At 63.6% G+C, this 24,001-nt stretch carries 21 protein-coding genes; 15 read left to right on the top strand and 6 right to left on the bottom strand.

The genetic code is table 11. The features are described 5' to 3' along the window. Positions 1-3 precede the first annotated feature (3 nt). The 3 genes from odhB to ACUXUR_RS04195 all read left to right on the top strand — a co-directional run bounded on the left by odhB (position 4) and on the right by ACUXUR_RS04195 (position 3,394). On the top strand, positions 4-1,239 hold the full coding sequence (gene odhB / locus ACUXUR_RS04205; protein ID WP_445501092.1) for a 2-oxoglutarate dehydrogenase complex dihydrolipoyllysine-residue succinyltransferase: 1,236 nt from the start codon (positions 4-6) through the stop codon (positions 1,237-1,239). A gap of 118 nt (positions 1,240-1,357) precedes the next feature. Further along, a complete protein-coding gene (gene lpdA, locus ACUXUR_RS04200; RefSeq protein ID WP_445501091.1) occupies positions 1,358-2,758 on the top strand; it encodes a dihydrolipoyl dehydrogenase in 1,401 nt (466 codons plus the stop codon). Positions 2,759-2,767: 9 nt separating this feature from the next. After that, positions 2,768-3,394 carry a thymidine kinase gene (locus ACUXUR_RS04195; protein WP_445501090.1) on the top strand — a complete coding sequence of 209 codons (627 nt, stop codon included), beginning with the start codon at positions 2,768-2,770 and terminating at the stop codon, positions 3,392-3,394. Between the two features lie 4 nt (positions 3,395-3,398). Here the strand turns inward: ACUXUR_RS04195 and ACUXUR_RS04190 are convergent, their stop codons facing one another. Further along, positions 3,399-4,379: a tyrosine recombinase XerC gene (locus ACUXUR_RS04190; protein WP_445501089.1), complete on the bottom strand. Its 981-nt coding sequence runs from the start codon at positions 4,377-4,379 to the stop codon at positions 3,399-3,401. Between the two features lie 72 nt (positions 4,380-4,451). Between ACUXUR_RS04190 and ACUXUR_RS04185 the strand changes: the two genes are divergently transcribed. Continuing rightward, on the top strand, positions 4,452-6,614 hold the full coding sequence (locus ACUXUR_RS04185) for a primosomal protein N' (RefSeq protein ID WP_445501088.1): 2,163 nt from the start codon (positions 4,452-4,454) through the stop codon (positions 6,612-6,614). On the opposite strand, the gene ACUXUR_RS04180 is transcribed toward ACUXUR_RS04185, so the two are convergent. Beyond that, positions 6,583-6,801, bottom strand: coding sequence for a hypothetical protein (locus tag ACUXUR_RS04180; RefSeq protein WP_445501087.1), 219 nt, complete (start codon positions 6,799-6,801; stop codon positions 6,583-6,585). The two genes, ACUXUR_RS04185 and ACUXUR_RS04180, sit on opposite strands and share 32 nt — an antisense overlap. Before the next feature lie 170 nt (positions 6,802-6,971). On the opposite strand from ACUXUR_RS04180, the gene ACUXUR_RS04175 reads away from it, so the two are divergent. The 6 genes from ACUXUR_RS04175 to ACUXUR_RS04150 all read left to right on the top strand — a co-directional run bounded on the left by ACUXUR_RS04175 (position 6,972) and on the right by ACUXUR_RS04150 (position 12,770). Further along, positions 6,972-7,532 (top strand): histidine phosphatase family protein, encoded by a 561-nt coding sequence (locus ACUXUR_RS04175; protein ID WP_445501086.1) that lies wholly within the window; start codon positions 6,972-6,974, stop codon positions 7,530-7,532. A gap of 214 nt (positions 7,533-7,746) precedes the next feature. Then, entirely contained in the window at positions 7,747-8,319 is a 573-nt protein-coding gene (locus ACUXUR_RS04170) for a F0F1 ATP synthase subunit delta (protein WP_445501085.1), read from the top strand. Continuing rightward, positions 8,319-9,848, top strand: coding sequence for a F0F1 ATP synthase subunit alpha (gene atpA, locus ACUXUR_RS04165; RefSeq protein ID WP_445501084.1), 1,530 nt, complete (start codon positions 8,319-8,321; stop codon positions 9,846-9,848). Before ACUXUR_RS04170 ends, atpA begins: the two co-directional genes overlap by 1 nt. Positions 9,849-9,902: 54 nt before the next feature. Then, a complete protein-coding gene (locus ACUXUR_RS04160) occupies positions 9,903-10,775 on the top strand; it encodes a F0F1 ATP synthase subunit gamma (RefSeq protein ID WP_445501083.1) in 873 nt (290 codons plus the stop codon). 21 nt (positions 10,776-10,796) lie between these two features. After that, positions 10,797-12,251: a F0F1 ATP synthase subunit beta gene (gene atpD, locus ACUXUR_RS04155; protein WP_445501082.1), complete on the top strand. Its 1,455-nt coding sequence runs from the start codon at positions 10,797-10,799 to the stop codon at positions 12,249-12,251. A 117-nt stretch (positions 12,252-12,368) separates the two neighbouring features. Continuing rightward, positions 12,369-12,770, top strand: coding sequence for a F0F1 ATP synthase subunit epsilon (locus ACUXUR_RS04150; protein ID WP_445501081.1), 402 nt, complete (start codon positions 12,369-12,371; stop codon positions 12,768-12,770). A gap of 337 nt (positions 12,771-13,107) precedes the next feature. Here the strand turns inward: ACUXUR_RS04150 and putA are convergent, their stop codons facing one another. After that, the gene (gene putA / locus ACUXUR_RS04145) at positions 13,108-16,206 is read right to left on the bottom strand and encodes a bifunctional proline dehydrogenase/L-glutamate gamma-semialdehyde dehydrogenase PutA (protein WP_445501080.1); all 3,099 of its coding nucleotides are present in this window, start codon (positions 16,204-16,206) and stop codon (positions 13,108-13,110) included. Between the two features lie 112 nt (positions 16,207-16,318). Between putA and ACUXUR_RS04140 the strand changes: the two genes are divergently transcribed. Both ACUXUR_RS04140 and ACUXUR_RS04135 read left to right on the top strand, forming a co-directional pair. Continuing rightward, on the top strand, positions 16,319-16,780 hold the full coding sequence (locus ACUXUR_RS04140; protein ID WP_445501079.1) for an Lrp/AsnC ligand binding domain-containing protein: 462 nt from the start codon (positions 16,319-16,321) through the stop codon (positions 16,778-16,780). A 731-nt stretch (positions 16,781-17,511) separates the two neighbouring features. Continuing rightward, positions 17,512-17,817, top strand: coding sequence for a hypothetical protein (locus ACUXUR_RS04135; protein WP_445501078.1), 306 nt, complete (start codon positions 17,512-17,514; stop codon positions 17,815-17,817). A 97-nt stretch (positions 17,818-17,914) separates the two neighbouring features. Here the strand turns inward: ACUXUR_RS04135 and ACUXUR_RS04130 are convergent, their stop codons facing one another. Next, positions 17,915-18,949: a TerC family protein gene (locus tag ACUXUR_RS04130; protein WP_445501077.1), complete on the bottom strand. Its 1,035-nt coding sequence runs from the start codon at positions 18,947-18,949 to the stop codon at positions 17,915-17,917. Positions 18,950-19,205: 256 nt separating this feature from the next. Here ACUXUR_RS04130 and ACUXUR_RS04125 point away from each other — a divergent pair, with 256 nt between their 5' ends. The 3 genes from ACUXUR_RS04125 to ACUXUR_RS04115 all read left to right on the top strand — a co-directional run bounded on the left by ACUXUR_RS04125 (position 19,206) and on the right by ACUXUR_RS04115 (position 21,874). Beyond that, positions 19,206-20,243 (top strand): ABC transporter substrate-binding protein, encoded by a 1,038-nt coding sequence (locus ACUXUR_RS04125; RefSeq protein ID WP_445501076.1) that lies wholly within the window; start codon positions 19,206-19,208, stop codon positions 20,241-20,243. A 64-nt stretch (positions 20,244-20,307) separates the two neighbouring features. Continuing rightward, positions 20,308-21,099 carry an ABC transporter ATP-binding protein gene (locus ACUXUR_RS04120; RefSeq protein WP_445501075.1) on the top strand — a complete coding sequence of 264 codons (792 nt, stop codon included), beginning with the start codon at positions 20,308-20,310 and terminating at the stop codon, positions 21,097-21,099. Positions 21,100-21,106: 7 nt separating this feature from the next. Next, entirely contained in the window at positions 21,107-21,874 is a 768-nt protein-coding gene (locus ACUXUR_RS04115) for an ABC transporter permease (protein ID WP_445501074.1), read from the top strand. Between the two features lie 43 nt (positions 21,875-21,917). Here ACUXUR_RS04115 and ACUXUR_RS04110 read toward each other — a convergent pair whose 3' ends face one another. Further along, positions 21,918-23,063: a CobW family GTP-binding protein gene (locus ACUXUR_RS04110; RefSeq protein WP_445501073.1), complete on the bottom strand. Its 1,146-nt coding sequence runs from the start codon at positions 23,061-23,063 to the stop codon at positions 21,918-21,920. Continuing rightward, complete coding sequence (locus tag ACUXUR_RS04105; RefSeq protein ID WP_445501072.1) at positions 23,060-23,974, bottom strand: DMT family transporter; 915 nt, start codon at positions 23,972-23,974, stop codon at positions 23,060-23,062. Before ACUXUR_RS04105 ends, ACUXUR_RS04110 begins: the two co-directional genes overlap by 4 nt. Positions 23,975-24,001 lie beyond the last annotated feature (27 nt).

Genomic DNA, 24,001 nt, shown 5'->3' with positions numbered 1-24,001 from the left:
ATCATGGCAACCGAAATCCGCGTACCCACTCTCGGCGAATCCGTTTCAGAGGCTACCATTGGCCGCTGGTTCAAGAAGCCCGGCGATCCCGTGAAGGCCGACGAGCCCGTGCTCGAGCTCGAGACCGACAAGGTCACCCTCGAGGTCAACGCTCCAGCGAGCGGCACCCTTGGCGATATCATCGCCAAGGACGGTGAAACGGTCTCTCCCGGCGCGGTGCTCGGCTCCGTGATCGAAGGCGGCGCGGCTGCTGCCGCTCCCGCTCCTGCTGCTGCTCCCAAGGCTGAGGCTCCGAAGGCAGCACCGGCACCTGCCGCTCCTGCTCCGACCCCGGCTGCTCCTGGTGCCGCGAAGGATCACGGCCCGGCCGTGGCCCGCCTCGCTGCCGAGAGCGGCGTCAGCCCCGCAGGCGTTGCAGGAACCGGCAAGGATGGCCGCGTGACGAAGGGCGACATGCTCGCTGCGATCGCCACCGGCGCTGCCGCTCCCGCACCTGCCGCTCCGGTGTCCGTGCGCGCTCCGTCCGCTCCGGTCGACGCCGAGCGCGAAGAACGCGTGAAGATGACGAAGCTGCGCCAGACCATCGCGCGCCGTCTGAAGGATGCGCAGAACACTGCCGCCATGCTTACCACGTTCAACGACGTGGACATGAGCGCAGTCATGTCGCTGCGCAGCCAGTACAAGGACGTGTTCGAGAAGAAGCACGGTACGAAGCTCGGATTCATGGGCTTCTTCACCAAGGCTGTGATCCAGGCTCTGAAAGAGATCCCGGCTGTGAACGCCGAGATCGACGGCACGGATCTCGTTTACAAGAACTACTATCACATCGGCATCGCGGTGGGCACCGAGAAGGGCCTCGTGGTTCCGGTGGTGCGCGACGCGGACCTGATGTCGATCGCCGGCATCGAGAAGACCATCGCCGATTTCGGCCGCCGCGCCCGTGACGGCAAGCTCGGCATCGACGAGATGCAGGGTGGCACCTTCACTATCACCAACGGCGGCATCTACGGCTCGCTCATGTCGACGCCGATCCTCAACGCGCCGCAATCGGGCATTCTCGGCATGCACCGCATCGAGGAGCGTCCGGTGGTCCGCAACGGCCAGATCGTCGTGCGCCCGATGATGTATCTCGCGCTCTCCTATGATCACCGCATCGTCGACGGCAAGGAAGCCGTGACCTTCCTCGTGCGCGTCAAGGAAGCCCTGGAAGATCCGGCTCGCCTCGTTCTGGATCTCTAAGAAAGACTCACCTCATGCCCGGCCTCGCGCCGGGCATCCACCTTTTTGAGCCGGGTGGCCATCCTTGCGAATGGGTGGCCGGGACAAGCCCGGCCATGACGTCCAAGGGGGCGAACACATGTCCTACGATCTCATCGTCATCGGCACCGGCCCCGGCGGCTATGTGGCTGCCATCCGCGCCGCGCAGCTCGGCCTCAAGACCGCCGTCGTCGAAAAGCGCAAGACCCATGGCGGCACCTGCCTCAACGTGGGCTGCATTCCCTCGAAAGCGCTGCTCCACGCCTCGCATATGTTCGAAGACGCGCGTGATCACTTCGAGGGTCTCGGCATCGGCGTCAGCGCGCCCAAGCTCGATCTGAAGAAGATGCAGGCCTTCAAGCAGGAAGGCGTCGACGGCAACACCAAGGGCGTTGAATTCCTGCTCAAGAAGAACAAGATCGATGCCTTCATCGGCACCGGCCGCATCGCCGCCGTCGGTCAGGTCGAAGTGACCGCCGAAGACGGTTCCAACCAGATGCTGCAGACGAAGAACATCCTCATCGCCTCCGGCTCGGACGTGACGCGTCTGCCGGGCATCGAGATCGACGAGAAGGTGGTGGTGTCCTCCACCGGTGCGCTCGAACTCGAGAGCGTGCCGAAGCGTCTCGTGGTCATCGGCGCGGGCGTGATCGGCCTCGAACTCGGCTCCGTATGGCGTCGTCTCGGTGCTGAAGTCACCGTCGTGGAATATCTCGACCGCATCCTGCCCGGCATGGACGGCGAGGTCGCCAAGAACTTCCAGCGCATCCTTTCCAAACAGGGCTTCCAGTTCAAGCTCGGCGCGAAGGTTACGAAGGTCGAGAAGACCGGCAAGGGTGCGACGCTCACCTTCGAGCCTGCGGCCGGCGGTGCTGCTGAGACCATCGAGGCCGACGTGGTGCTCGTGGCCGTCGGCCGCGTGCCTTACACCCAAGGCCTTGGCCTCGACCATGTGGGCGTTCAGCTCGACAATCGCGGCCGTGTTCTGACCGACGCGCATTTCGCCACGAACGTCACCGGCATCTATGCCATCGGCGACGTGATCGCAGGCCCGATGCTCGCGCACAAGGCCGAGGACGAGGGCGTTGCTGTTGCCGAAATCCTCGCCGGCAAAGCGGGCCACGTGAACTACGACGTGATCCCGAGCGTCGTCTACACGTTCCCCGAGGTCGCTTCCGTCGGAAAGACCGAGGAGGAGCTGAAGAGTGCTGGCATCGCCTACAATGTCGGCAAGTTCCCATTCACGGCGAACGGCCGCGCGAAGGTGAACCGCACCACGGACGGTTTCGTGAAGATCCTCGCGGATGCCGCCTCTGACAAGGTGCTCGGCGTGCACATCATCGGCCCCGAGGCCGGCAACCTCATCCACGAGGCGGCCATCGCCATGGAGTTCGGTGCCTCGTCCGAGGACATGGCCCGCACCTGCCACGCGCATCCGACCCTTGCGGAAGCTGTGAAGGAAGCCGCTCTCGCGGTGGAGAAGCGCGCCATCCATATGTAATATGGATTCATGGCAAAACTTCACTTCCTCTACTCGGTGATGAATGCAGGCAAGACCACGCATCTCCTGCAGGTTCGTCACAACTACATCGAGAACGGCGGCCATGTGCTGCTGTTCACGAGTCCCATCGACGACCGCTTCGGCGTCGGCAAGGTGAGATCGCGCATCGGCATCGAAGCCGATGCGACGGTCCTGAGGAAGGACGAGGCGATCGATGCCATCGTGACAGCGGAGCACGCCAGAAGGAAGGTGACCGCAGTCCTCATCGACGAGGTTCAGTTCATGACGGCGGAGCAGGTTCGCCAGCTCGCCTGGATCGTCGATGAACTCGGCATTCCCGTCATGGCCTATGGCCTGAAGAACAACGTCTACGGAACGCTGTTCAGCGAGGCGATTCAGGCCATGATGGCGCTCGCCGACGATTTCCAGGAAATCAAGCAGCTCTGTCATTGCGGCCGCAAGGCCACGATGATCCTGAAGTTCGACCCGAACGGCGAGGCCGTGCGTTCAGGCCCCGTGATCGAAGTGGGCGGCGAAAGCCGCTACGTCTCCGTTTGCCGTCCGCACTGGACGAAGGGCGACATCGGTCCTGCCGCACGCCAGCTTTTGGCGCAGGCGGTTGTGGCGGCGGAGTAAGCGTTCAGCTTTTCACCCTCGCCCTCGGATGCGCCGCGTTGAACGCATCCATCAATCGTGCCGCATCCACCTTCGTGTAGAGCTGCGTCGTCGAGAGCGATGCATGGCCTAAAAGTTCCTGGATGCCGCGCAGGTCGCCGCCCTTGGCGAGCAGATGCGTGGCGAAGGAGTGGCGCAGCGCATGAGGGGTCGCGCTGTCGGGTAGCCCCAATGCGCCGCGCAGCTCTTCGACCGCAAGCTGAATGATGCGGGGCGAGAGCGGCCCGCCGCGCGCGCCGACGAAAAGCGGGCCTTCCGGCGCAATCGCATAGGGACAGAGGTGAAGGTACTCCTCCACCGCCCGCTGGATCGGTGGAATCACGGGGACGCTGCGCACCTTGCCGCCCTTGCCGGTCACGGTGATCGAATCGATGCCGTTCACCGGCGCATCGCGCCGCTGGAGGCCGAGCGCTTCGGAAATACGAAGCCCCGCGCCATAGAGCAGCGAGAGCACGGCGGCGTCGCGCGCCAGGATCCAGGGTTTGCGATCATCGGAAGCGCGCGTCTCCTTGTCCGTCACCGCAACGGCTGAGGAGGCGGAGAGGGGACGCGGCAGGTTCTTGTCCACTTTCGGCGTGCGAATCGCCGCGAAAGCGGAGGCCGTGCCGTGCCCTTCCCGTTCGAGATGGCGCGCGAAGGAGCGCAGGGCCGCAAGCTGGCGCATGAGGGAGCGGCTTCCCACCGCATTCCTCCGGCGCGAGGCCAGAAACGAGCGGATGTCGAGGGGCTTCAACCCCAGCACGCCTTTGATGGTCGGGCTCTCGCCGAGATGCTCGGTGAGAAAGACGAGGAACTGCCGGATGTCGCGGGCATAGGCCTCCACCGTCTTCGGCGAGAGCCTGCGCTCTTTGGCAAGGCCATTGAGCCACGCCATCACCTCCCGGCGGGTATCCTCCGCGCCGGGCAGGGCGAGATCGAGGGCCTTCTGTGCGTCGCTGCTTGACATTTCGCTCTTTGACGTGGCGCCGCTATATGCAAGGGCAGACAAAAGTAACAGCCACAGGTTAACCCCTTTCGAATGACAAGCCGCATTGCCGATGTCCTCATTCCGCTGGCGCTGGACACGGCCTATTCCTATGCCGTGCCGGATGGCCTCGCGCTCGAGGAGGGCGATGTGGTGCAGGTGCCGTTGGCCACCCGCGAGGTGGCGGGCGTCGTCTGGGGTTTGCGCGAAGGGCAGGGCGGCAATTTCAAGAAGGTGACGGGCACTCTCGAAGGCCCGAACCTCTCGCCCAAAATGCGCAAGTTCCTCGATTGGGTGTCCTGGTACACGCTGTCGCCTAAGGGCTCGGCGCTTGCCATGAGCCTGAAGTTTCCCGATCCGGATCGTTCAGAAATCGTGCGTATCGGCGTCAGGCTCACAGCCAATCTGCCGAAGCGCATGACGCCCGCACGGCAGAATGTGATCGAGACCGCGCAGGATGGCGTCGTGCGCCTCAAAAGCGAGCTCGCCCATGCGGCAGGCGTCAGCGCGAGCGTCATCGACGGGCTGATCGACGAAGGCGTTCTCGAAACCCTGTCCCTGCTGCAGGAGCCGGTGGCAGGCCTCCCCAATCCCGCTTTCGGCGATACCACGCTTTCCGATGGGCAGCGCGACGCGGCCGGCGAGATCGTCACGGCGATGCATGAGGCGCATCCGCCCGTGATCCTCCTCGAAGGCGTGACGGGTTCCGGCAAGACGGAAGTCTATTTCGAGGCGGTGGCCGAGGCCCTGCGGCAGGGCAAGCAGGCGCTGATCCTCATGCCGGAAATTGCGCTTACCGCGCAGTTCCTCGACCGATTCGCCGCGCGTTTCGGGTGCAAGCCGGCCACTTGGCATTCGGGCGTGACGGGCCGCAAGCGCGAGCGGCTTTATGCGGCGATTGCCTCAGGCGAGGTGAAGGTAGTGGCAGGCGCGCGCTCGGCACTGTTCCTGCCTTACGCGAATCTCTCGCTCATCGTGGTCGATGAGGAGCATGAAACCGCCTACAAGCAGGACGACGGCGTGCATTATCACGCCCGTGACATGGCGGTGGTGCGGGGCAAGATCGAGAACGCCATGGTGGTGCTCGCCTCTGCCACCCCCTCTATCGAGAGCCGCGTGAATGTGGCGCGCGGGCGCTATCGCCATGTGAAGCTGCCCGAGCGTTTCGGCGGGCGCTCCATGCCGCAGATTCGCGCCGTCGATTTGCGACACGAGCAGATCCCGAAAGGTCGCTGGCTGTCGCCCACCCTCTTGGCCTCGGTGGAGGAGACGGTCGGCCGCGGCGAGCAGGCGCTTCTTTTCCTCAACCGGCGTGGCTATGCGCCGCTCACCCTCTGCCGCGCCTGTGCGCATCGCTACGAATGCCCGAACTGCTCGGCCTGGCTCGTGGAGCACCGTTTCCGGCGCTCCCTCGTCTGCCATCACTGCGGGCATGTGGAGCGCACGCCTCAGGCCTGCGTGGAATGCGGCAGCATCGATTCGCTGGTTCCCTGCGGTCCGGGCGTGGAGCGAATCGCGGAAGAAGTGGCGGATCTCTTTCCGGACAAGCGCTCCATCGTGCTCTCCAGCGATTTTCCCGGCGGCACCGAGCGGCTGCGCACGGAGCTCGCGGCAATTGCGGCCGGCGAGGTCGATATCGTCATCGGCACCCAGCTCGTCGCCAAGGGACACAATTTCCCGCTCATGACGCTGGTGGGCGTGCTCGATGCCGATATCGGCCTGACCTCCGGCGATCCCCGGGCGGCCGAGCGCACCTTCCAGATGCTCCAGCAGGTCACGGGTCGCGCCGGGCGCGGCGAGAAACCGGGGCGGGCCCTCGTCCAGACCTGGCAGCCGGATCATCCGGTGATTGCTGCCCTGGTTTCAGGCGATGCCGAGCGATTCTACGAGGAGGAGACGCGCGTTCGCGAAATGGCGGGGCTTCCGCCCTTCGGGCGGCTTGCCTCGCTCATCGTTTCCGCGGAGGAGCGCGAAGTCGCCGAGGCCCATGCCCGGGCCATGGCCATGGTAACGGAGCCGCCGCCCGGGGTCATGGTGCTCGGTCCCGCCGAGGCGCCGCTCGCCCTCATCCGGGGCCGCTATCGCTATCGATTGCTCGTGAAGACGGAGCGGGAGGTCGATCTGCAGGGCTACTTGCGCTCTTGGCTCGCCCGCTGTCCGAAGGTGAAAGGCAATACCCGCGTCTCTATTGACGTGGATCCTCAGAGTTTTCTGTAAGTCGGGCCGCGACAGTTTCCCGGGGCGGCACCCGGATATCCGCAGGCGCGAGCACGAGAACGGGCTCCCCGCCACGCGGTGCGGGCGTGACCTTGTCGCGCACAGCTTTTTCGATCTCCGGAGCGAAGAACGGATAGCTCCAGAACAGACCCAAGGCGAGCAGAGTAACGGTGGCGAACAAGCGCATGGGAGCGTCCTCAACGGAGGCCTCGTGTTAACCATTTGTTAGGGTGGGGCCCGGCTCCGGCTTCTCAAGTGCGCAAAAGCACAGATGCGGCGGACTACCTCAATTGGGTCGACGGAGATGAGTTTTTGTGGTCGATAGCAGGCGCAAGAAGACCTATTCCCTGGAGCCCCATGCCCAAGATCGTTCACTGCATTCGCCACGGCCAGTCGACCTTCAACGCTCATTTCGCCGAGACCGGCGAGGACCCGCTGCATTTCGATGCGCCCCTCACCGAGCTTGGCCGCAGGCAGGTGGCGGAGCGAGCCCTCGAGCTGCGGCAATATGCTTATGAGCTGGTCGTCACCTCACCACTGACACGAGCGATCCAGACCACTTTGGGACTCTTCGGCGACCACCCGGCCAAGCCGCCGATCCATATCGAGTGCCTCCACCGGGAGCATCTGGAGAGCAGCTGCGACGTGGGCCGCCATCCGGCCCTCCTGGCTCAGGACTTCCCGCATCTCGCCTTCGACCATCTGGACGAGATCTGGTGGCACAACGAGGGGGAGTTGGACCCGCGCGGATTCATCTACGAACCGAGCCATGTTTTCGAGAGCCGGGTGGAGGAGTTCCGCCGCTGGCTCGAGCAGCGACCGGAGGAAATGATCGCGGTCGTTGGCCACGGCACCTTCTTCAGCCGACTGACCGGGCAATACCTTGGCAATTGCGAGGTGGCCGTTCTGGAGCTGTGATCTTTAACCCTCAATCGACCTCACCGACTTTTTACGGACCGCTCCTGGCCTAGCTCGCCTTGCGCCCCAGGAAAACCCATGCTAGTGCACCCCCGCCTGAGGGCGGAGACGGTCCCGCTGAAGGCTCACTTCCATCGACCTGACGGGTTTCCCGAAAGCTCAGTTTCATAAGAGCTTGCCGATCGGAAACCCGTAACTTGAGAGAGACGATTACGTGGCGCAAAGCGGTTCGCATGAAGGACCCCTCCTGTCGGGCGTAGCGTTGCGCTACGCATCGGCGCTGTTCGAGCTCGCTCGGGAGGCCAACGCCGTGGACGCCGTCGCCGGCGACCTCGGCCGTTTCGAACAAATGATCCGGGGCAGCGAAGACCTGCAGCGCCTGATCCGTAACCCCGTTTTCACGGCCGAAGAGCAGTCCCGTGTGATGGATGCCCTTCTCGCCAAGGTCGGCATTGCGGGCCTAGCGGGCAACTTCATCCGTCTCGTTGCCTCGAAGCGCCGCCTCTTTGCCCTTCCCGACATGATCCGCGCGTATCAGGACCTCGTGTCCAATGCGAAGGGCATCGTGCGGGCCCAAGTGATTCTGGCGGAATCTCCGTCGGACACCGTTCTGAACGAAATCAAGGCGGCGCTGCGCGACGTCGCCAAGGCTGACGTTGCTGTCGACGTCAAAATCGACCCGAGCCTCATCGGCGGTCTCATCGTAAAGATGGGCTCCCGCATGGTGGATGCCTCGGTGCGCACCAAACTCAATTCCATTCGTCTAGCGATGAAAGAGGTCCGCTGATGGACATTCGAGCCGCTGAGATCTCCGCGATCCTCAAAGAGCAGATCAAGAACTTCGGTACCGAAGCTGAAGTCACCGAAGTCGGTCAGGTCCTGTCCGTCGGTGACGGTATCGCCCGTTGCTACGGCCTCGACAAGGTTCAGGCCGGTGAGATGGTTGAATTCGAGAGCGGCGTGCGCGGCATGGCCCTCAACCTCGAAACCGACAACGTCGGCGTCGTGATCTTCGGTTCCGACCGTGAGATCGCCGAAGGCCAGACCGTGAAGCGCACGGGCGCCATCGTGGACGTGCCGGTCGGCAAGGGCCTGCTCGGCCGCGTCGTCGATGCTCTTGGCAATCCGATCGACGGCAAGGGCCCGATCCAGTCGACCGAGCGTCGCCGCGTCGACGTGAAGGCTCCGGGCATCATTCCGCGCAAGTCGGTGCACGAGCCGATGGCGACGGGACTGAAGGCCATTGACGCCCTTATCCCGGTCGGCCGTGGCCAGCGCGAGCTGATCATCGGCGACCGTCAGACCGGCAAGACCGCGATCGCGCTCGACACGATCCTGAACCAGAAGCCGCTGAACCAGGGCGACGACGAATCGCAGAAGCTGTACTGCGTGTACGTCGCGGTCGGTCAGAAGCGCTCCACGGTCGCTCAGTTCGTGAAGGCTCTCGAGGACAACGGCGCTCTGGAATACTCCATCGTCGTCGCCGCGACCGCTTCCGATCCGGCCCCGATGCAGTTCCTGGCTCCGTTCGCCGGCTGCGCCATGGGCGAGTTCTTCCGCGACAACGGCATGCATGCCGTGATCGTGTATGACGACCTGTCCAAGCAGGCCGTCGCCTACCGTCAGATGTCGCTCCTGCTCCGCCGTCCTCCGGGCCGCGAGGCTTATCCTGGCGACGTGTTCTATCTGCACTCCCGTCTGCTGGAGCGCGCTGCGAAGCTCAACGACGATAACGGCGCCGGCTCGCTCACCGCTCTGCCGGTCATCGAGACGCAGGCGAACGACGTGTCGGCCTACATCCCGACCAACGTGATCTCCATCACCGACGGCCAGATCTTCCTTGAGACGGATCTGTTCTACCAGGGCATCCGCCCGGCGGTGAACGTCGGCCTCTCCGTGTCGCGCGTGGGCTCCTCGGCCCAGACGAAGGCGATGAAGAAGGTCGCGGGCAAGATCAAGGGCGAGCTGGCGCAGTACCGCGAAATGGCGGCCTTCGCACAGTTCGGCTCCGACCTCGACGCCACCACGCAGCGCCTGCTGAACCGTGGTTCGCGCCTGACCGAACTCCTGAAGCAGCCGCAGTTCTCGCCGCTGAAGATGGAAGAGCAGGTCGCCGTGATCTACGCCGGCGTGAACGGCTATCTCGACAACCTGCCGCTCAACCGTGTGCGCGCTTTCGAGGATGGTCTGCTGGCCACCCTGCGCAGCAAGCACGCCGATCTCCTTGAGGCCATCCGTGCTTCCAAGGACCTGTCGAGCGACTCCGAAGCGAAGCTCAAGGACGTCGTCCAGAACTTCGCCAAGTCTTTCTCGTAAGACTGACGTTCTCGTAAGATCCAGCCGGAACTCCGGAGAGGGTAGGGCCGCTCGATGCCGAGCTTGAAAGACCTTCGTAACCGCATCGCCTCGGTCAAGGCGACGCAGAAGATCACCAAGGCCATGCAGATGGTGGCCGCCGCGAAGCTGCGCCGCGCGCAGAGCGCGGCGGAAGCCGCGCGTCCTTATGCGGAACGCATGGCCACGGTGCTCGGTAATCTCGCGTCCGGCATCACTGTCGGACCCGATACGCCGCGTCTGCTCGCCGGCACCGGTGCCGATCGGGTTCATCTCTTGATCGTCTGCACGGCCGAGCGCGGCCTGTGCGGCGCGTTCAACTCCTCGATCGCACGTCTGGCTCGCGACCATGCCAACCGGCTTCTCGCCGAGGGCAAGACGGTCAAGATCATCTGCGTGGGCAAGAAGGGCTACGACATCCTTCGTCGCCAGTTCGCCGAGCAGATCATCGAGTTCGTCGACCTGCGCTCCGTGCGTCAGATCGGCTTCGAGCAGGGCGACATGATCGCTCAGAAGGTGCTTTCGCGCTTCGAAGCCGGCGAGTTCGACGTGGCGACCCTGTTCTACTCGCGCTTCCGCTCGGTGATTGCGCAGATCCCGACGGCGCAGCAGATCATTCCGGCCCAGATCGAGACCACCGGCGCTTCGTCGGATGCGGTCTACGAGTACGAGCCTGAGGAAGGCGAGATCCTGGCGACGCTTCTGCCGCGGAACCTCACCGTGCAGATCTTCCGGGCGCTGCTCGAGAACGCCGCTTCCGAACAGGGTGCTCGCATGAGCGCCATGGACAATGCGACCCGCAACGCGGGCGAGATGATCAAGAAGCAGACGATGACCTACAACCGGTCGCGTCAGGCGATGATCACCAAGGAACTGATCGAAATCATTTCGGGCGCCGAGGCGCTCTGACGAATCCGAGAGGAGCCTCACATGGCTAACACCGCTACCGCCGGCAAGAATGTCGGTCACATCACGCAGGTCATCGGCGCCGTCGTCGACGTGCAGTTCGAGGGCCACCTGCCGGAGATCCTGAACGCTCTCGAGACCACCAACCAGGGTAACCGCCTGGTGCTCGAAGTCTCGCAGCAGCTCGGCGAAAACACCGTTCGCTGCATCGCCATGGACACCTCCGAGGGTCTGGTGCGCGGTCAGGAAGTCACCGACACTGGCGCACCGATCTCGGTGCCCGTCGGCGCGGCCACCCTCGGCCGCATCATGAACGTCATTGGCGAGCCGGTGGACGAAGCCGGCCCGATCACCGGTGAGGCCCAGCGCGCCATTCACCAGCCGGCTCCGTCTTATGCCGAGCAGTCCACCGAGGGTCAGATCCTCGTCACGGGCATCAAGGTCGTCGACCTGCTCGCTCCCTACGCCAAGGGTGGTAAGATCGGCCTCTTCGGCGGCGCAGGCGTCGGCAAGACCGTGCTCATCATGGAGCTCATCAACAACGTCGCGAAGGCGCATGGCGGTTACTCCGTGTTCGCAGGCGTCGGCGAGCGTACCCGCGAGGGCAACGATCTCTATCACGAGATGATCGAGTCCCGCGTGAACGTCGACCCGCGCGAGAACAACGGCTCGGCCACCGGCTCCAAGTGCGCTCTCGTGTACGGCCAGATGAACGAGCCCCCGGGCGCTCGCGCTCGCGTCGCTTTGACCGGCCTGACCGTCGCCGAGCACTTCCGCGATCAGGGCCAGGACGTGCTGTTCTTCGTGGACAACATCTTCCGCTTCACCCAGGCAGGCTCTGAAGTGTCGGCGCTTCTCGGCCGTATTCCTTCGGCCGTGGGCTATCAGCCGACGCTCTCCACCGACATGGGCGCCTTGCAAGAGCGAATCACCACCACCACCAAGGGCTCGATCACCTCGGTGCAGGCCATCTACGTGCCCGCCGACGACCTGACGGACCCTGCTCCTGCCACCTCGTTCGCCCATCTCGACGCCACGACCGTGCTCTCGCGTTCGATCGCCGAGAAGGGCATTTATCCTGCCGTAGACCCGCTCGACTCGACCTCGCGCATGCTGTCCGCCGCGATCGTCGGCGAGGAGCACTACAACGTCGCCCGTCAGGTTCAGCAGGTGCTGCAGCGCTACAAGGCGCTTCAGGACATCATCGCGATCCTGGGCATGGACGAGCTCTCCGAAGAGGACAAGCTCACGGTTGCCCGCGCCCGCAAGATCGAGCGCTTCCTCAGCCAGCCGTTCCACGTGGCGGAAGTGTTCACCGGTTCGCCCGGCAAGCTCGTTGCGCTTGAAGACACCATCAAGGGCTTCAAGGGGCTCGTGAACGGCGATTACGATCACCTCCCCGAGGCCGCCTTCTACATGGTCGGCACCATCGAGGAAGCCGTCGAGAAGGCCCAGCGCCTCGCAGCGGAAGCTGCTTAAACTGAAATCGGCATTGTCCCGGAGCGTGCCCGCACGCTCCGGGACTGCTTTGTAAAAGCCTGTCTCCAACGATCCCGGACCGCTTCCCTGAGAGCGGACGGATGACGAGAAGCTCAGATGGCCACCTTCACTTTCGAACTCGTCTCTCCCGAGCGCGTGCTTTTCTCAGGCGCCGTCGATGCGGTCGTCCTGCCTGCGACCGAAGGCGACATGACGGTTCTCGCCGGCCACTCGCCGGTGATGACGACCCTCAAGACCGGCTTCCTCGTCATCACGAGCAATCCCGGCAATGGCCGCCGGGTTCTGGTGCGCGGCGGCTTCGCCGACGTCAACCAGAACGGCCTTACGGTTCTTGCCGAGCGCGCTCTTCCTGAGGAGGAGCTGACCCAGGCAATTCTCGACCAGGAAATCCTGACGGCGGAGATGCACTGGGATGCCACCAGCGACCCGGCCGCGAAGCACGCGGCGGAATCCGCCATCGCCCAGCTGCGCGAAGCCAAAGAGGCGCTGAACTACTGATTTGAAGCAAACCCGGCCCCGAGCCGGGTTTTTCTTTTCATGGCATCGCTTCCCGGAGACGGCGTGAGGTTTCCACCTCGCATGCTGATGAAGATCCACTTTGTCATGGCCGGGCTTGTCCCGGCCATCTCGTTTTAATGCCTCTCACCTCATCCTGAGGAGGCGCGTAGCGCCGTCTCAAAGGAGGGTCCAGAGCGCACTGAAACATTCTTCGAGACGGATTGTTCGCGCAATCCTCCTCAGGATGAGGGCGGAGCAGGGCTGAAAACGAGATCACCGGCACGGGGCCGGTGATGACGTGTCCCGGAGCGGTGGAGGAGGGCGAGAGCCGAGGCCCTCACTCCCCCATCGCGATCAGGTTCGCGTTGCCGCCGGCTGCAGCCGTGTTGATGGTTACCGTCTGCTCGGTGGCGAAACGCAGGAGGTAGTGCGGGCCGCCAGCCTTCGGGCCGGTGCCGGAGAGACCATGACCGCCGAAGGGCTGCACGCCGACCACTGCGCCGATCATGTTGCGGTTCACATAGACGTTGCCGACCGACAGAGCCTCGACAACCCGGTTCACGGTAGCATCGATGCGCGAATGCACGCCGAGCGTGAGGCCATAGCCGGTGCCCTCGATGGCCTGGATGACCTCTTCGAGACGATCGGCCTTGTAGCGCACCACGTGGAGGATGGGGCCGAACACTTCCTGTGCGAGATCGTGCGGCTTGTTGAGCTCGAAGATATGCGGCGCGACATAGGTGCCATTCGCCGGTGCGGTGCCGGCATAATGCACCTTCGCCTGGCGCTTCATGGCTTCGACATGCGCGTCGAGCTTGTCCTTGGCCTCGCGGTCGATCACCGGGCCGATATGGACCGAGACGTCGCGCGGATCGCCGAGCTTCAACTCGCGCGCGCTACCTGCGATCATCTCGATCATGCGGTCGGCCACATCCTCCTGCACGCAGAGCAGTCGCAGCGCCGAACAGCGCTGACCCGCCGAGCGGAACGCAGAGGTCACGACGTCGTCGGCAACCTGTTCCGGCAGCGCGGTGGCATCGACGATCATCGCATTGATGCCGCCGGTTTCCGCGATCAGCGGAACGATCGCCGCATCCTTGCCCGCCAGTGTGCGGTTGATGATGCGCGCCACCTCCGTCGAGCCGGTGAAGACGACGCCGGCCACATCCTTATGCTCGACGAGACGGGCGCCCACGCGACCATCGCCTGGAACGAGGTGCAGCGCGCTCTTGCTGACCCCGGCCTCATGCAGGATGCGCACCGCGAGATCGGCGATCAGGGGCGTCTGCTCGGCGGGCTTCGCCACAACCGCGTTGCCGGCCATCAGCGCGGCGCTCACCTGCCCCAGGAAGATCGCGAGCGGGAAGTTCCAGGGCGAGATCGCCACGAAAACGCCGCGTCCGCGAAGGCGCAGCACGTTGCTCTCGCCGGTCGGGCCGGGCATCGGCTCGCCGGAGCCGAAGAGCGTGCGGCCCTGCGCCGCGTAGTAGCGGCAGAAATCGACCGCTTCGCGAACTTCGGAGAGCGCGTCGTCGAGCGTCTTGCCCGCTTCCGTCTGCAGGAGATGCAACGCCGCACCGCGGCGCTCTTCGAGCAGAGCGGCTGCGCGCTCCAGCGCCTTCGCGCGAGTTGCAGCATCCGTACGGCTCCACATAGCAAAGCCTGCGCGGGCGGACGCAATGGCGCGGTCGGCGACCTCGGGAGTTGCTTCCGTCACTTGGCCGGCAACGGTCGTGCCGTCGATGGGGCTGACGACCGGGCGCGTCTCGCCGGAAGCAACCTTGCCGTCGAGGAGCGGATCGGCGCGGTAGGTCTGCGAAGCCGCCTGTTTGATTTGGTTCAGCAGCGCATCGAGCGAAGCCTGATGGCCGAACTCCACGCCCTTCGAGTTCGGGCGCTCGGTACCATAGAGATCGCGCGGCAACGGGAGCTTGGGATGACGGGCCTGATCGGCAGAGACGATGATGTCGGCAGGACGCTTCAGCAAGGCCTGCACCGGGACATTGGGGTCGGCGGCGACCGACACGAAGGAGGAATTCGCGCCGTTCTCGAGGAGCCGCCTCACGAGATAGGCCAGGAGATCGCGATGGCCGCCGACCGGCGCATAGGCGCGGCAGCCAAGGCCCGGATTATCTTCGAGGAGACGGGCGTAAAGCGCTTCGCCCATGCCGTGCAGCCGCTGGAACTCGAAACCGTCCGTGCCGCCTGCGCGCTCGAGGATGGAGGCGACGGTCAGCGCATTGTGGGTTGCGAATTGCGGGAAGATGCGCGGACGAAGCGAAAGCATCTTCTCGGCGCAGGCCATGTAATGCAGGTCCGTCATCGCCTTGCGGGTGAAGACCGGATAATCGTCGAGCCCACGCTCCTGCGCGCGCTTCACTTCCGTATCCCAATAGGCGCCTTTCACGAGACGGACCATCATCTGACGATCATGGCGCTCGGCCATGGCGGCGATCGCATCGATCACGCTGCCCGCCCGCTTCTGATAAGACTGGATGGCAAGCCCGAAACCTTTCCAGTCCGCCAGTGACGGATCGGCGATCACGGCCTCGATCACGTCGAGCGACAGTTCGAGACGATCCGCCTCCTCCGCGTCGATGGTGAAATTGAGGTCGTAGGACTTCGCCTTCTGCGCCAACGCGATGACGAGCGGCACGAGTTCGCGCATCACGCGCTCACGGCTCGTCGCCTCATAGCGCGGATGCAGTGCTGAGAGCTTCACCGAGATGCCGGGGCGATTCGGCAGGGGCTCGTTGCCCGCGGAGCGGCCGATGGCGTCAATGGCGGAGGAATAGGATTCGAAATAGCGGCGGGCGTCGTCCGCCGTGCGGGCACCCTCGCCCAGCATGTCGAAGGAATAGCGATAGATGCGGCCCTTGGTGGAGGTGGCGCGCTTCAGCGCTTCCTCGATGGTCTGACCCAGCACGAAGTGGTTGCCCATCACGCGCATGGCCTGGCGGGTGGCGGCGCGTACGGCGGGAAGGCCGATGCGCTTCGTGAGCTGGCCGAGAATGCTCTCCGGCGTCTCACCGGGCTGGATCACGCGCGCGGTGATGCCGAGCGCCCAGGCCGAGGCGGACACGAGGAAGGCGTCGGACTTGGCTTCGTGGCTCGCGAAATCCGCTTGGCCGAGCTTGTCCTCGATGAGCTTGTCGGCGGTGGCGGCATCCGGCACGCGAAGAAGCGCTTCCGCCAGCACCATGAGGGCGAGACCCTCCTTGGTGGAGAGTGCATATTCGCGCAGCATTTCCTCGACACCGCCGAGACCGCCGCCTTTGGCGCGGATCGCCTCGACCAGGCGGGTCGCCTGCTCGTCGATGCGGCGCTCACGCTCAGGGGACAGGCGAGAGCTCGCCAGGAGGCGGGCGGCAATGGCCTTGTCATCCTCGGCGAAGGGCGGGTTGAAGGGCAGGGCGGCGTTGAAATTCTGAGCCATGGTTTCCTCTGGGAGTTTCCCGGGAATATACGGGCTCCCATACCGCGTTTCGATGGCAATATTGCGGTTCTTGCCTTAATATTTTAGGGAAAGAAGCTAAATAGGCGTGAAAATGACGGAGATTGACCGAATCGATCGGAAGATCCTGAAGTTCCTGCAGCAGGATGGCCGGATTTCCACGGTGGACCTCGCCGAGAAGGTGGGCCTCTCACCCACCTCCACCAGCGATCGGGTGAAGCGCCTGCAGCGGGAGGGCTTCATCGCAGGCTTCGGAGCGCGGCTCGATCCGCATCGGCTGGGCTTGGAGCTCCTGGTCTTCGTGGAGGTCTCCCTCGACAAGACGACGCCGGATGTCTTTGAAAAGTTCGCCGAAGCCGTGAAGCGCGCTCCGGAAGTTCTCGAATGCCACATGGTCGCGGGCGGCTTCGATTATCTGGTCAAAACGCGTGTTGCCGACATGGCTGCCTACCGCCACTTCCTCGGCGAGATCCTGCTGGCGCTGCCCGGCGTCAAGGAAACCCGCACCTACGCGGTGATGGAGGAAGTGAAGAGCGACGGAGTGCTGCCGGTCTGAGGCCACTCGTCCGTTATTTGTCAAAGAGCCAAGCGGTAGCATCCCCGGGGCCGGTGGCGTTCCGAGGGTGAGCAGTCGAGGGGGGCGCGAGGAGCGGTCCGGCTCGATCTGTGAGGTGAAGCGTGGAACCGAACGGCTCCTCGCGCACGGTTCTTTTAGGCGGACAGGCGGCGCGGTCCCAGCAACTGCCCGAAGCGGCCACCGCATCGCTTTCAGCGGGCGGCTCCGGACCAATCCTGAACCCCGGGCACAGCCTGGGCCTCCCGTCACACGAGCCTGCGTTCACCTCCGGCACGGGACCGCTCCCGACCCCGCAGTCACGACGCCTCGCGAGCGCGCCCCCAGCAGGTTGGGATGCAGCAGATGTAACTCAGTTTAGGCATATTGTCAAGAACAAAGTGGGAACATGTTCCGGCTGCGCCCTCCCGCCTGCCGCAGCCTCTCGCGTCATCCCCGGCCGTGGGCCGGGGATCCACGTCTTCATGGCTCAGCGGGTCCACGACGGGGAGGGCCGGGACACGCCCGGCCATCCCGAGGTACGGCGATCATGGCTCAAGCGTCGGAAGGATTCCTCTCGTCATCACCGCCTTCAAAGCGCTGTGGTTCCCAAGACGGGAGCGCCGGGACTGATCCCCGGACCAAATCCGGGGATGGCCATGACGCGGTAGGACGGTCCTGGCTTAACGCCGGAATGACACCAAGGAGACGGCAGGGTGAGACCTGAAACCAGCATGGCTCTGCAACCCTCCTTCCCCACAGGCCCCGGGCTTGCCCGAGACCTGCTCTTTCCTGCCCAAGTCGGGAACACCCGACTGGCGGTGGGGGAGGAGCGGGTGAGCCCGCGCCTTCTGGATCATGCGCTGCAGTTTCAGGTGAGCGGTGGAACCAGCAAAGCGCTAGAGCATCGGGCGAAAAAAGTGGAATCCACTTTTGAGATTCGATCCGATGCTTTCTTCTTTGATGAGCGCATCGTTGATTGCGGAAAACCGGGTCCATTTTTCGCTACCGCGGCCCTTCGGGTCCGCACGATGCGCTAGGCCACCTCTCCCCCGATCTTGATGATTTTTGGGATCAGATGCTTTGCTAGGCAAGTGGAGCGAGTGCCATTGCGCATGCCACCTGATCCGGCGAGGGTTAGCCGGCTCCCTGCTTCGCTTCCGGCTCTTCGCCCCGCGTCTTCCAGAGGCTCCAGCCGACGCCTGCTGCGAGGATGGCGAAGGTCACGCCGAGAGAGACCGGGGCCGGAATCTTGGCGAGGCCCAGCATGTCGGCCACGAAGATCTTGGAGCCGATGAAGATCAGCACGAAGGCCAGTGCATACTTCAGATAGTGGAAACGGTGCACCATGGCGGCGAGCGCAAAATAGAGCGCGCGAAGCCCCAGGATCGCGAAGATGTTCGACGTGTAGACGATGAACGGGTCCGTGGTGATGGCGAAGATCGCCGGAACCGAGTCCACTGCGAAGATCACGTCCGCAATCTCGACGAGCACCAGTGCCATGAAGAGCGGCGTCATGAACCACACGAGCTTGCCGGTCTCCGGGTGCGGCTTCTTCACGAAGAAGTGCTGGTCATGATGCTCGTCGGTCACGTTGAAGTGACGGCGCATATAGCCGATCACCGGGTTCTTGGAGATGTCATATTCCGTGTCGGAGAAGATGAGCATCTTCACGCCCGTGCCGATGAGGAATGCCGCGAAGATATAGAGAACCCAGGAGAACTGCGAGATCACCGCGGCACCAAAGCCGATCATGAGCGCGCGCAGGACGATGACGCCGAGAATGCCCCAGAACAGCACCCGGTGCTGGTAGAGGCGCGGCACGGCGAAGAACGAGAAGATCATGGCGATGACGAACACGTTATCCATCGCCAGCGCCTTCTCGACCGCAAAGCCGGTGAGATAGTTCATGCCCGCATCGGGGCCGAGATACCACCACACGAAGCCGCCGAAGGCGACGCCGAGGGTGATGTAGAAGGCACTCATGACAAGGCTCTCGCGCACGCCGACCTCATGGTGCTTACGGTGAAGCACGCCCAGATCGAGGACGAGGAGAGCAAGGACGATTCCAAGGAAGGCAAGCCACATCCACGCGGGAGTGCCAAGCCAGCTTAAAGCTAAGACTTCGAGCATCTGACCGAACCCATTGTTGAACCAAATCGGCTCCGACATCACAGGGGTTCATCCGCCTGCCAGAGGGGCCCGGTCACCGACGGCACCCAACATGGTGAGAGGGTGAAAGGAGGTCAAGGGTTCCCGCCGAAGGGGTTTCTGCTCAATTTTGCGTCAGATGAGCGTCTTCGGGGCAGGCTTGCCCGGGCTACAGGCTTGACCCTGCTCACCGATCTGCTTGCATGGTCAACAACAAGGCAACTCAAGCCATTCCAGCTCGTTCAAGAGGCTGGGCCATAAAGCAGAGGTAACAGTGATGGAGTCAGAACGTTCGACGAAGCCTCGGTGGATCAGGGGGATCCTAGCCGGCGTGGCGGTGCTGCTCGGGAGCGCTGCCGCCCAGGCGCAGACCCCGGTGCGGTTTTCCCTCGACTGGCGCTGGGAGGGTCCGGCAGCGCCCTTTGCCGTGGCGCTCGACAAGGGCTACTTCAAGGCCGAAGGGCTCGATGTCACGATCGATCCGGCGGCAGGCTCCCGCGAGCCGATCTCCCGCGTGGCATCGGGCACCTATGACGTGGGCTTCGGCGACGTGAACTCACTCGTGCGTTTCCGCGATGAGAACCCCGACACGGATATCAAGGCCGTGATGGTGATGTATGACCGTCCGCCCTTCGCGATCATCGGGCGCAAGAGCCGCGGCATCTCCAAGGAAGCGTCGAGCCTGCAGGGGAAGAAGTTCGGCGCGCCGGCAGCGGATGGCGCCTATGCGCAATGGCCGATCTTCAAAACGGTGAACAAGCTCGACGATTCAGGCATGAAGTTCGAGAATGTGGGCTTCCCCGTTCGCGAGCCGATGCTGGCGCAGGGCGAAGTCGACGCGGTGTTCGGCTTCTCCATGTCGTCCTACATCAACCTGAAGTCGCGCGGTGTTCCGGCGGATGACATCGTCGTCCTGCTCATGAGCGATTATGGCGTGGACCTCTATGGCAACACCATCATCGTGTCGCACAAGTTCGCGCAGGAGAAGCCGGAGGCGGTGAAAGGCTTGCTGCGCGCGATCATGAAGGGCGTGCAGGATACGGTGAAGGATCCGGCAAGCGCCGTGGATTCGGTGGTCAAGCGCAACGACGTCGCCAAGAAGGACGTGGAGCTTGAGCGTCTCAAGATGGTGCTGGAGCAGAACATGCTCACGCCTTGGGTGAAGGAGAACGGCTTTGGCGGCATCGACAAGGCGCGCTTCGCCAAGGCCCTCGATCAGATTGGTCTGACGTTCACTTACAAGCAGAAGCCGAGTGTGGAGAGCGTGTTCACGGAAGAGTTCCTGCCTGCGGCCGACCAGCGGAAAGTGAACTGAGACTTCCGAGGCCCGGTCGCAGCAGTGACCGGGCCTTTCCATTTCTCTCAAGGCAGTTCGTTGCATGAAGCCCTTCGTCGACATTCACGACGTCACTCATGTCTATGCCCGCGCCGAGGATGGTATTCCGGCGGTTCAGAGCCTGACCATCCGGATCAACGAGGGTGAGTTCGCCGCCATCGTCGGCCCCTCAGGTTGCGGCAAGTCCACGCTGATGAAACTTGCCACCGGATTGCAGTTCCCTCGCGAGGGAACGGTGATCGTGGACGGCAAGGAGGTGGGCGCGCCGGTCAAGCTCGCGGGCATGGCGTTTCAGAACCCCACCATGCTCCCCTGGCGCACGACCCTCGACAACATCCTGCTGCCGCTCGAAATCGTGGAGCCGCATCGCTCCCGACTGCGCAAGCACAAGGCGGAATATGTCGCAAAAGCTGAGGGCCTTTTGGAGCAGGTGGGTCTGAAGGGCCAAGGTCATCGATATCCCTGGCAGCTCTCCGGAGGCATGCAGCAGCGCGCCTCCCTCTGCCGTGCGCTCATCCACGAGCCGAAGCTCCTGATGCTGGACGAGCCCTTCGGCGCGCTCGACAGTTTCACCCGTGAGGAATTGTGGTGCGTGATGCGCGATCTCCATGCGGCACAGAAGGTCACGATCATTCTCGTCACGCATGATCTACGCGAGGCGGCCTTCCTGGCGGATCGCATCTTCTGCATGAGTGCGCGCCCCGGCCGCATCGTGGCCGAGCGTGAGGTGACCTTTCCACGTCCGCGCGATCTCGAGATCACCTATACGCCGGAATTTTCCGAACTCGTCCACGAGCTGCGCGGTCATATCGCGCAGGCGCGCAAGGCGGCGTGAGCCTCTCATGAAAGCCAAGAATCAACTCGCTGTCGCGCCATGGGTCTTCACCGTCGGTTTCTTCCTGCTGTGGGAGATCGTCTGCCGCGCATTCAAAATCTCGAGTTTCATCCTGCCGGCACCCTCCACGATCCTGCTTGCCGTGTGGGAGTACCGGAGCCAGCTGACCTATCATGCCCTGCACACGCTTTGGATGACGCTCGCAGGCTTCGGGCTTGCCGTAGGCTTCGGCCTTCTTCTCGGCATGCTGCTGGGCTCCTCGAAGCTCATCAATGCAGGGAGCTATCCCCTGCTCGTCGGCTTCAACTCGATCCCGAAAGTGGCCGTGGTGCCGATTCTCGTGTTCTGGTTCGGCGTCGGCTGGGTGCCGCCGGTGCTGACGGCCTTCCTCATCTCGTTCTTCCCGATCGTGGTGAATGTCGCTACCGGCATCGCCACGGTAGAGCCCGAAATGGAGGACGTGCTGCGCGCGCTCGGCGCCTCCAAGAAGGACATCGTGTTCAAGGTCGGAGTGCCGCGTGCGATGCCGTATTTTTTCGGATCCATGAAAATTTCCATCACTCTGGCCTACGTGGGATCGGTCATCGGCGAGCAGAATGCGTCGAACGTTGGTATCGGCAATCTGCTTACGCGCGCGTCCGCCGCTTTCGAGGTGCCGCTCGTCTGGGCTGCGCTCATGGTGCTCGCGGTGCTCGGCGTCGCCATGTACGCAATCACCGCGTCTGCGGAGCGCTCCATGACCGGGTGGGCGCAGCGCTCGCAGATGGCAGCCTAGAGCATCGGATCGTCTGCGCGGAACCCGAGGTCCGTACGATGCGCTAGCGACGCAGAGACAGAGGATTGTCGGAGAGCGCCGCCGCGTCCGGTTGGTCGATGGCGGGCTTTCCGAGGAAGGCGTTCCAGAGCTTCTCCACCGTCTCACGCTCCAGATCGTCAACGATGAAGACGAGGCGGCTGCGGCGATCCTCGCTCGGCCAGCGCGGCAGTATGGCAGGCACGTGGATCACGTGCTGCACGCCGTGGATCACCACCGGATGATCCGGATCCTCGGCGAGCGCGACCAGCCCCTTCACGCGCAACAGCTTCGCACCTTGCGATGAGCGAAGCAGGTCGAGGAACATGTCCAGCGTCCCCTGGCGGATCGGCTGATCGCTGGTGAGGCAGAAGGCGCGGATGCTCTCGTCGTGCCGGTTCACGTCGTGATGGTGATGATGGTCATGGCCGTGATGGCCGTGGTGATGCGCGTGCTGGTGCGCATGGCTCTCGCGCTCGGCCTCTTCCACGGCTTCCGTCTTGAGCCATTCGGCGACATCGGCAATCTTGCCGTCAAGATCGAAAAGGCCGCCTGCAATGATGTCTTCGACCGGCGCATCGGCCCTGAGGATCGTCGCGCCCGGATTGAGCTGGCGCAGTCTGTCCTGAAGGTCCGAAACGCCCGCCTGATCCTGAACGAGATCAGCCTTTGCAATGACGATCCGCTCCGCGACGGCGGCCTGCTTCACGGCCTCCCGGTGTGCGTCGAGGGTGCTGGAGCCGTTCACCGCATCGATCACCGTCACCACGCCTTCCACGGCGTAGCGCATGGAGAGATACGGATGATAGAGCACGGCATGAAGGATCGGAGCGGGATCCGCGAGGCCCGTGGTTTCGATGATCACGCGCTTGAAGGGCAGGATGCGGTTGTTGTCGCGCTTGCGCAGGAGATCCTCGAGGGTCGCAATAAGATCGCCACGAACGGTGCAGCAGAGACAGCCGGCGGACAGAAGAACCATGCCTTCATCGACGGTCTCCACCAGCAGGTGATCGAGGCCGATCTCTCCGAACTCGTTCATGATGACGACCGTGTCCTGCAGCGCCGGATCTTTAAGCATCCGGTTGAGCAGGGTGGTCTTTCCGGCACCGAGAAAGCCGGTGAGGATCGTCAGCGGGATCGGCGCAGGCGGGGTCTGGTGAGCGTTCGTCATGACTTCTCATCCGCAACCGGAATCAGGGCCGCGTTCTTCATGCGGCGCTGTTCCAGGAGAACGTTGGCGATGATCGCAGCCAGCACAAGGGTGCCGCCTGCAACCTGCAGGGAGGACAGGCCTTCATTGAGGATAATGGCTGAGGAAAGGGTCGCAACCACCGGCTCGGTGCAGAAGGCAATTCCGGCTGCGACCGCCGAGATGCGTCCCAGCGCCAGGAACTGCAGCACGAATCCGGCAATGTAGCCGCCGATGGTCATGGCAACCGCAAAGGGAGCGAGAGCAAGGATCGATGGCGGTGCGAACTGCTCTGTGACAAGGCTGATGAGGATCGCGGTGGGTAGGATAATCAGCTGAATCCAGAACACCTTCGCTACCACCCCTGTGCTGGTGCAGCGCGCTGCGGTGAAGAACTGGATGGCCGTGATGATGCTGGCGCTGAAGGCGAGGGCCAAGCCTCGCCAGTCGAGATCTGAAAAGGCCGGTCCTACCACCAGGCAGACGCCGAGGGTCGCGATCGCGACGACGCCGGTGAGGGCAGGCGTCAGTGGCGTCCTTTCCACGAACGGGCTCGCGAGAACGATGATGATCGGATAGGTGTAGAACACAACCGCCGCGACCGTCACGGGAATGAAGGCGACGGACGAAAGATAGCAAATGCCCTGAAGAGCGCTGGAGATGCCAAGCAGGAGGAGCTTTCCTCGTTCCTCCCGCGCCATGGCGAGCGAGCGTCGCGCGATTGCCGCTACGGCTGCCACGAGCACCAGCATCAGGAACACCCGGTAGACCACGATGGCCGAGCCGCTGGCGCCGGCAAAGGATGCCATGCGTGCGAAGACGATGTTGAAGCCGTAGCAACTGGCGGCGCCGATAGCGAAGAGAAGGCCGGAGGCGTGGGAGGAGCGCGTCATTTCGGGTGAAACTGATGGGAGACCCGC

This window comes from Microvirga medicaginis (assembly GCF_052658925.1).
Note: the sequence above shows the minus strand (reverse complement) of the source record. Positions and strands in the feature narration are given on the sequence as shown.

What these genes read in the sequence shown, in the direction of transcription:
- odhB (WP_445501092.1), top strand. Translation starts at nt 4, where the DNA reads ATGGCAACCGAAATCCGCGTACCCACTCTCGGCGAATCCGTTTCAGAG.
- lpdA (WP_445501091.1), top strand. Translation starts at nt 1,358, where the DNA reads ATGTCCTACGATCTCATCGTCATCGGCACCGGCCCCGGCGGCTATGTG.
- ACUXUR_RS04195 (WP_445501090.1), top strand. Translation starts at nt 2,768, where the DNA reads ATGGCAAAACTTCACTTCCTCTACTCGGTGATGAATGCAGGCAAGACC.
- ACUXUR_RS04190 (WP_445501089.1), bottom strand. Translation starts at nt 4,379, where the DNA reads ATGTCAAGCAGCGACGCACAGAAGGCCCTCGATCTCGCCCTGCCCGGC.
- ACUXUR_RS04185 (WP_445501088.1), top strand. Translation starts at nt 4,452, where the DNA reads ATGACAAGCCGCATTGCCGATGTCCTCATTCCGCTGGCGCTGGACACG.
- ACUXUR_RS04180 (WP_445501087.1), bottom strand. Translation starts at nt 6,801, where the DNA reads ATGCGCTTGTTCGCCACCGTTACTCTGCTCGCCTTGGGTCTGTTCTGG.
- ACUXUR_RS04175 (WP_445501086.1), top strand. Translation starts at nt 6,972, where the DNA reads ATGCCCAAGATCGTTCACTGCATTCGCCACGGCCAGTCGACCTTCAAC.
- atpA (WP_445501084.1), top strand. Translation starts at nt 8,319, where the DNA reads ATGGACATTCGAGCCGCTGAGATCTCCGCGATCCTCAAAGAGCAGATC.
- ACUXUR_RS04160 (WP_445501083.1), top strand. Translation starts at nt 9,903, where the DNA reads ATGCCGAGCTTGAAAGACCTTCGTAACCGCATCGCCTCGGTCAAGGCG.
- atpD (WP_445501082.1), top strand. Translation starts at nt 10,797, where the DNA reads ATGGCTAACACCGCTACCGCCGGCAAGAATGTCGGTCACATCACGCAG.
- ACUXUR_RS04150 (WP_445501081.1), top strand. Translation starts at nt 12,369, where the DNA reads ATGGCCACCTTCACTTTCGAACTCGTCTCTCCCGAGCGCGTGCTTTTC.
- putA (WP_445501080.1), bottom strand. Translation starts at nt 16,206, where the DNA reads ATGGCTCAGAATTTCAACGCCGCCCTGCCCTTCAACCCGCCCTTCGCC.
- ACUXUR_RS04140 (WP_445501079.1), top strand. Translation starts at nt 16,319, where the DNA reads ATGACGGAGATTGACCGAATCGATCGGAAGATCCTGAAGTTCCTGCAG.
- ACUXUR_RS04135 (WP_445501078.1), top strand. Translation starts at nt 17,512, where the DNA reads ATGGCTCTGCAACCCTCCTTCCCCACAGGCCCCGGGCTTGCCCGAGAC.
- ACUXUR_RS04130 (WP_445501077.1), bottom strand. Translation starts at nt 18,949, where the DNA reads ATGTCGGAGCCGATTTGGTTCAACAATGGGTTCGGTCAGATGCTCGAA.
- ACUXUR_RS04125 (WP_445501076.1), top strand. Translation starts at nt 19,206, where the DNA reads ATGGAGTCAGAACGTTCGACGAAGCCTCGGTGGATCAGGGGGATCCTA.
- ACUXUR_RS04120 (WP_445501075.1), top strand. Translation starts at nt 20,308, where the DNA reads ATGAAGCCCTTCGTCGACATTCACGACGTCACTCATGTCTATGCCCGC.
- ACUXUR_RS04115 (WP_445501074.1), top strand. Translation starts at nt 21,107, where the DNA reads ATGAAAGCCAAGAATCAACTCGCTGTCGCGCCATGGGTCTTCACCGTC.
- ACUXUR_RS04110 (WP_445501073.1), bottom strand. Translation starts at nt 23,063, where the DNA reads ATGACGAACGCTCACCAGACCCCGCCTGCGCCGATCCCGCTGACGATC.
- ACUXUR_RS04105 (WP_445501072.1), bottom strand. Translation starts at nt 23,974, where the DNA reads ATGACGCGCTCCTCCCACGCCTCCGGCCTTCTCTTCGCTATCGGCGCC.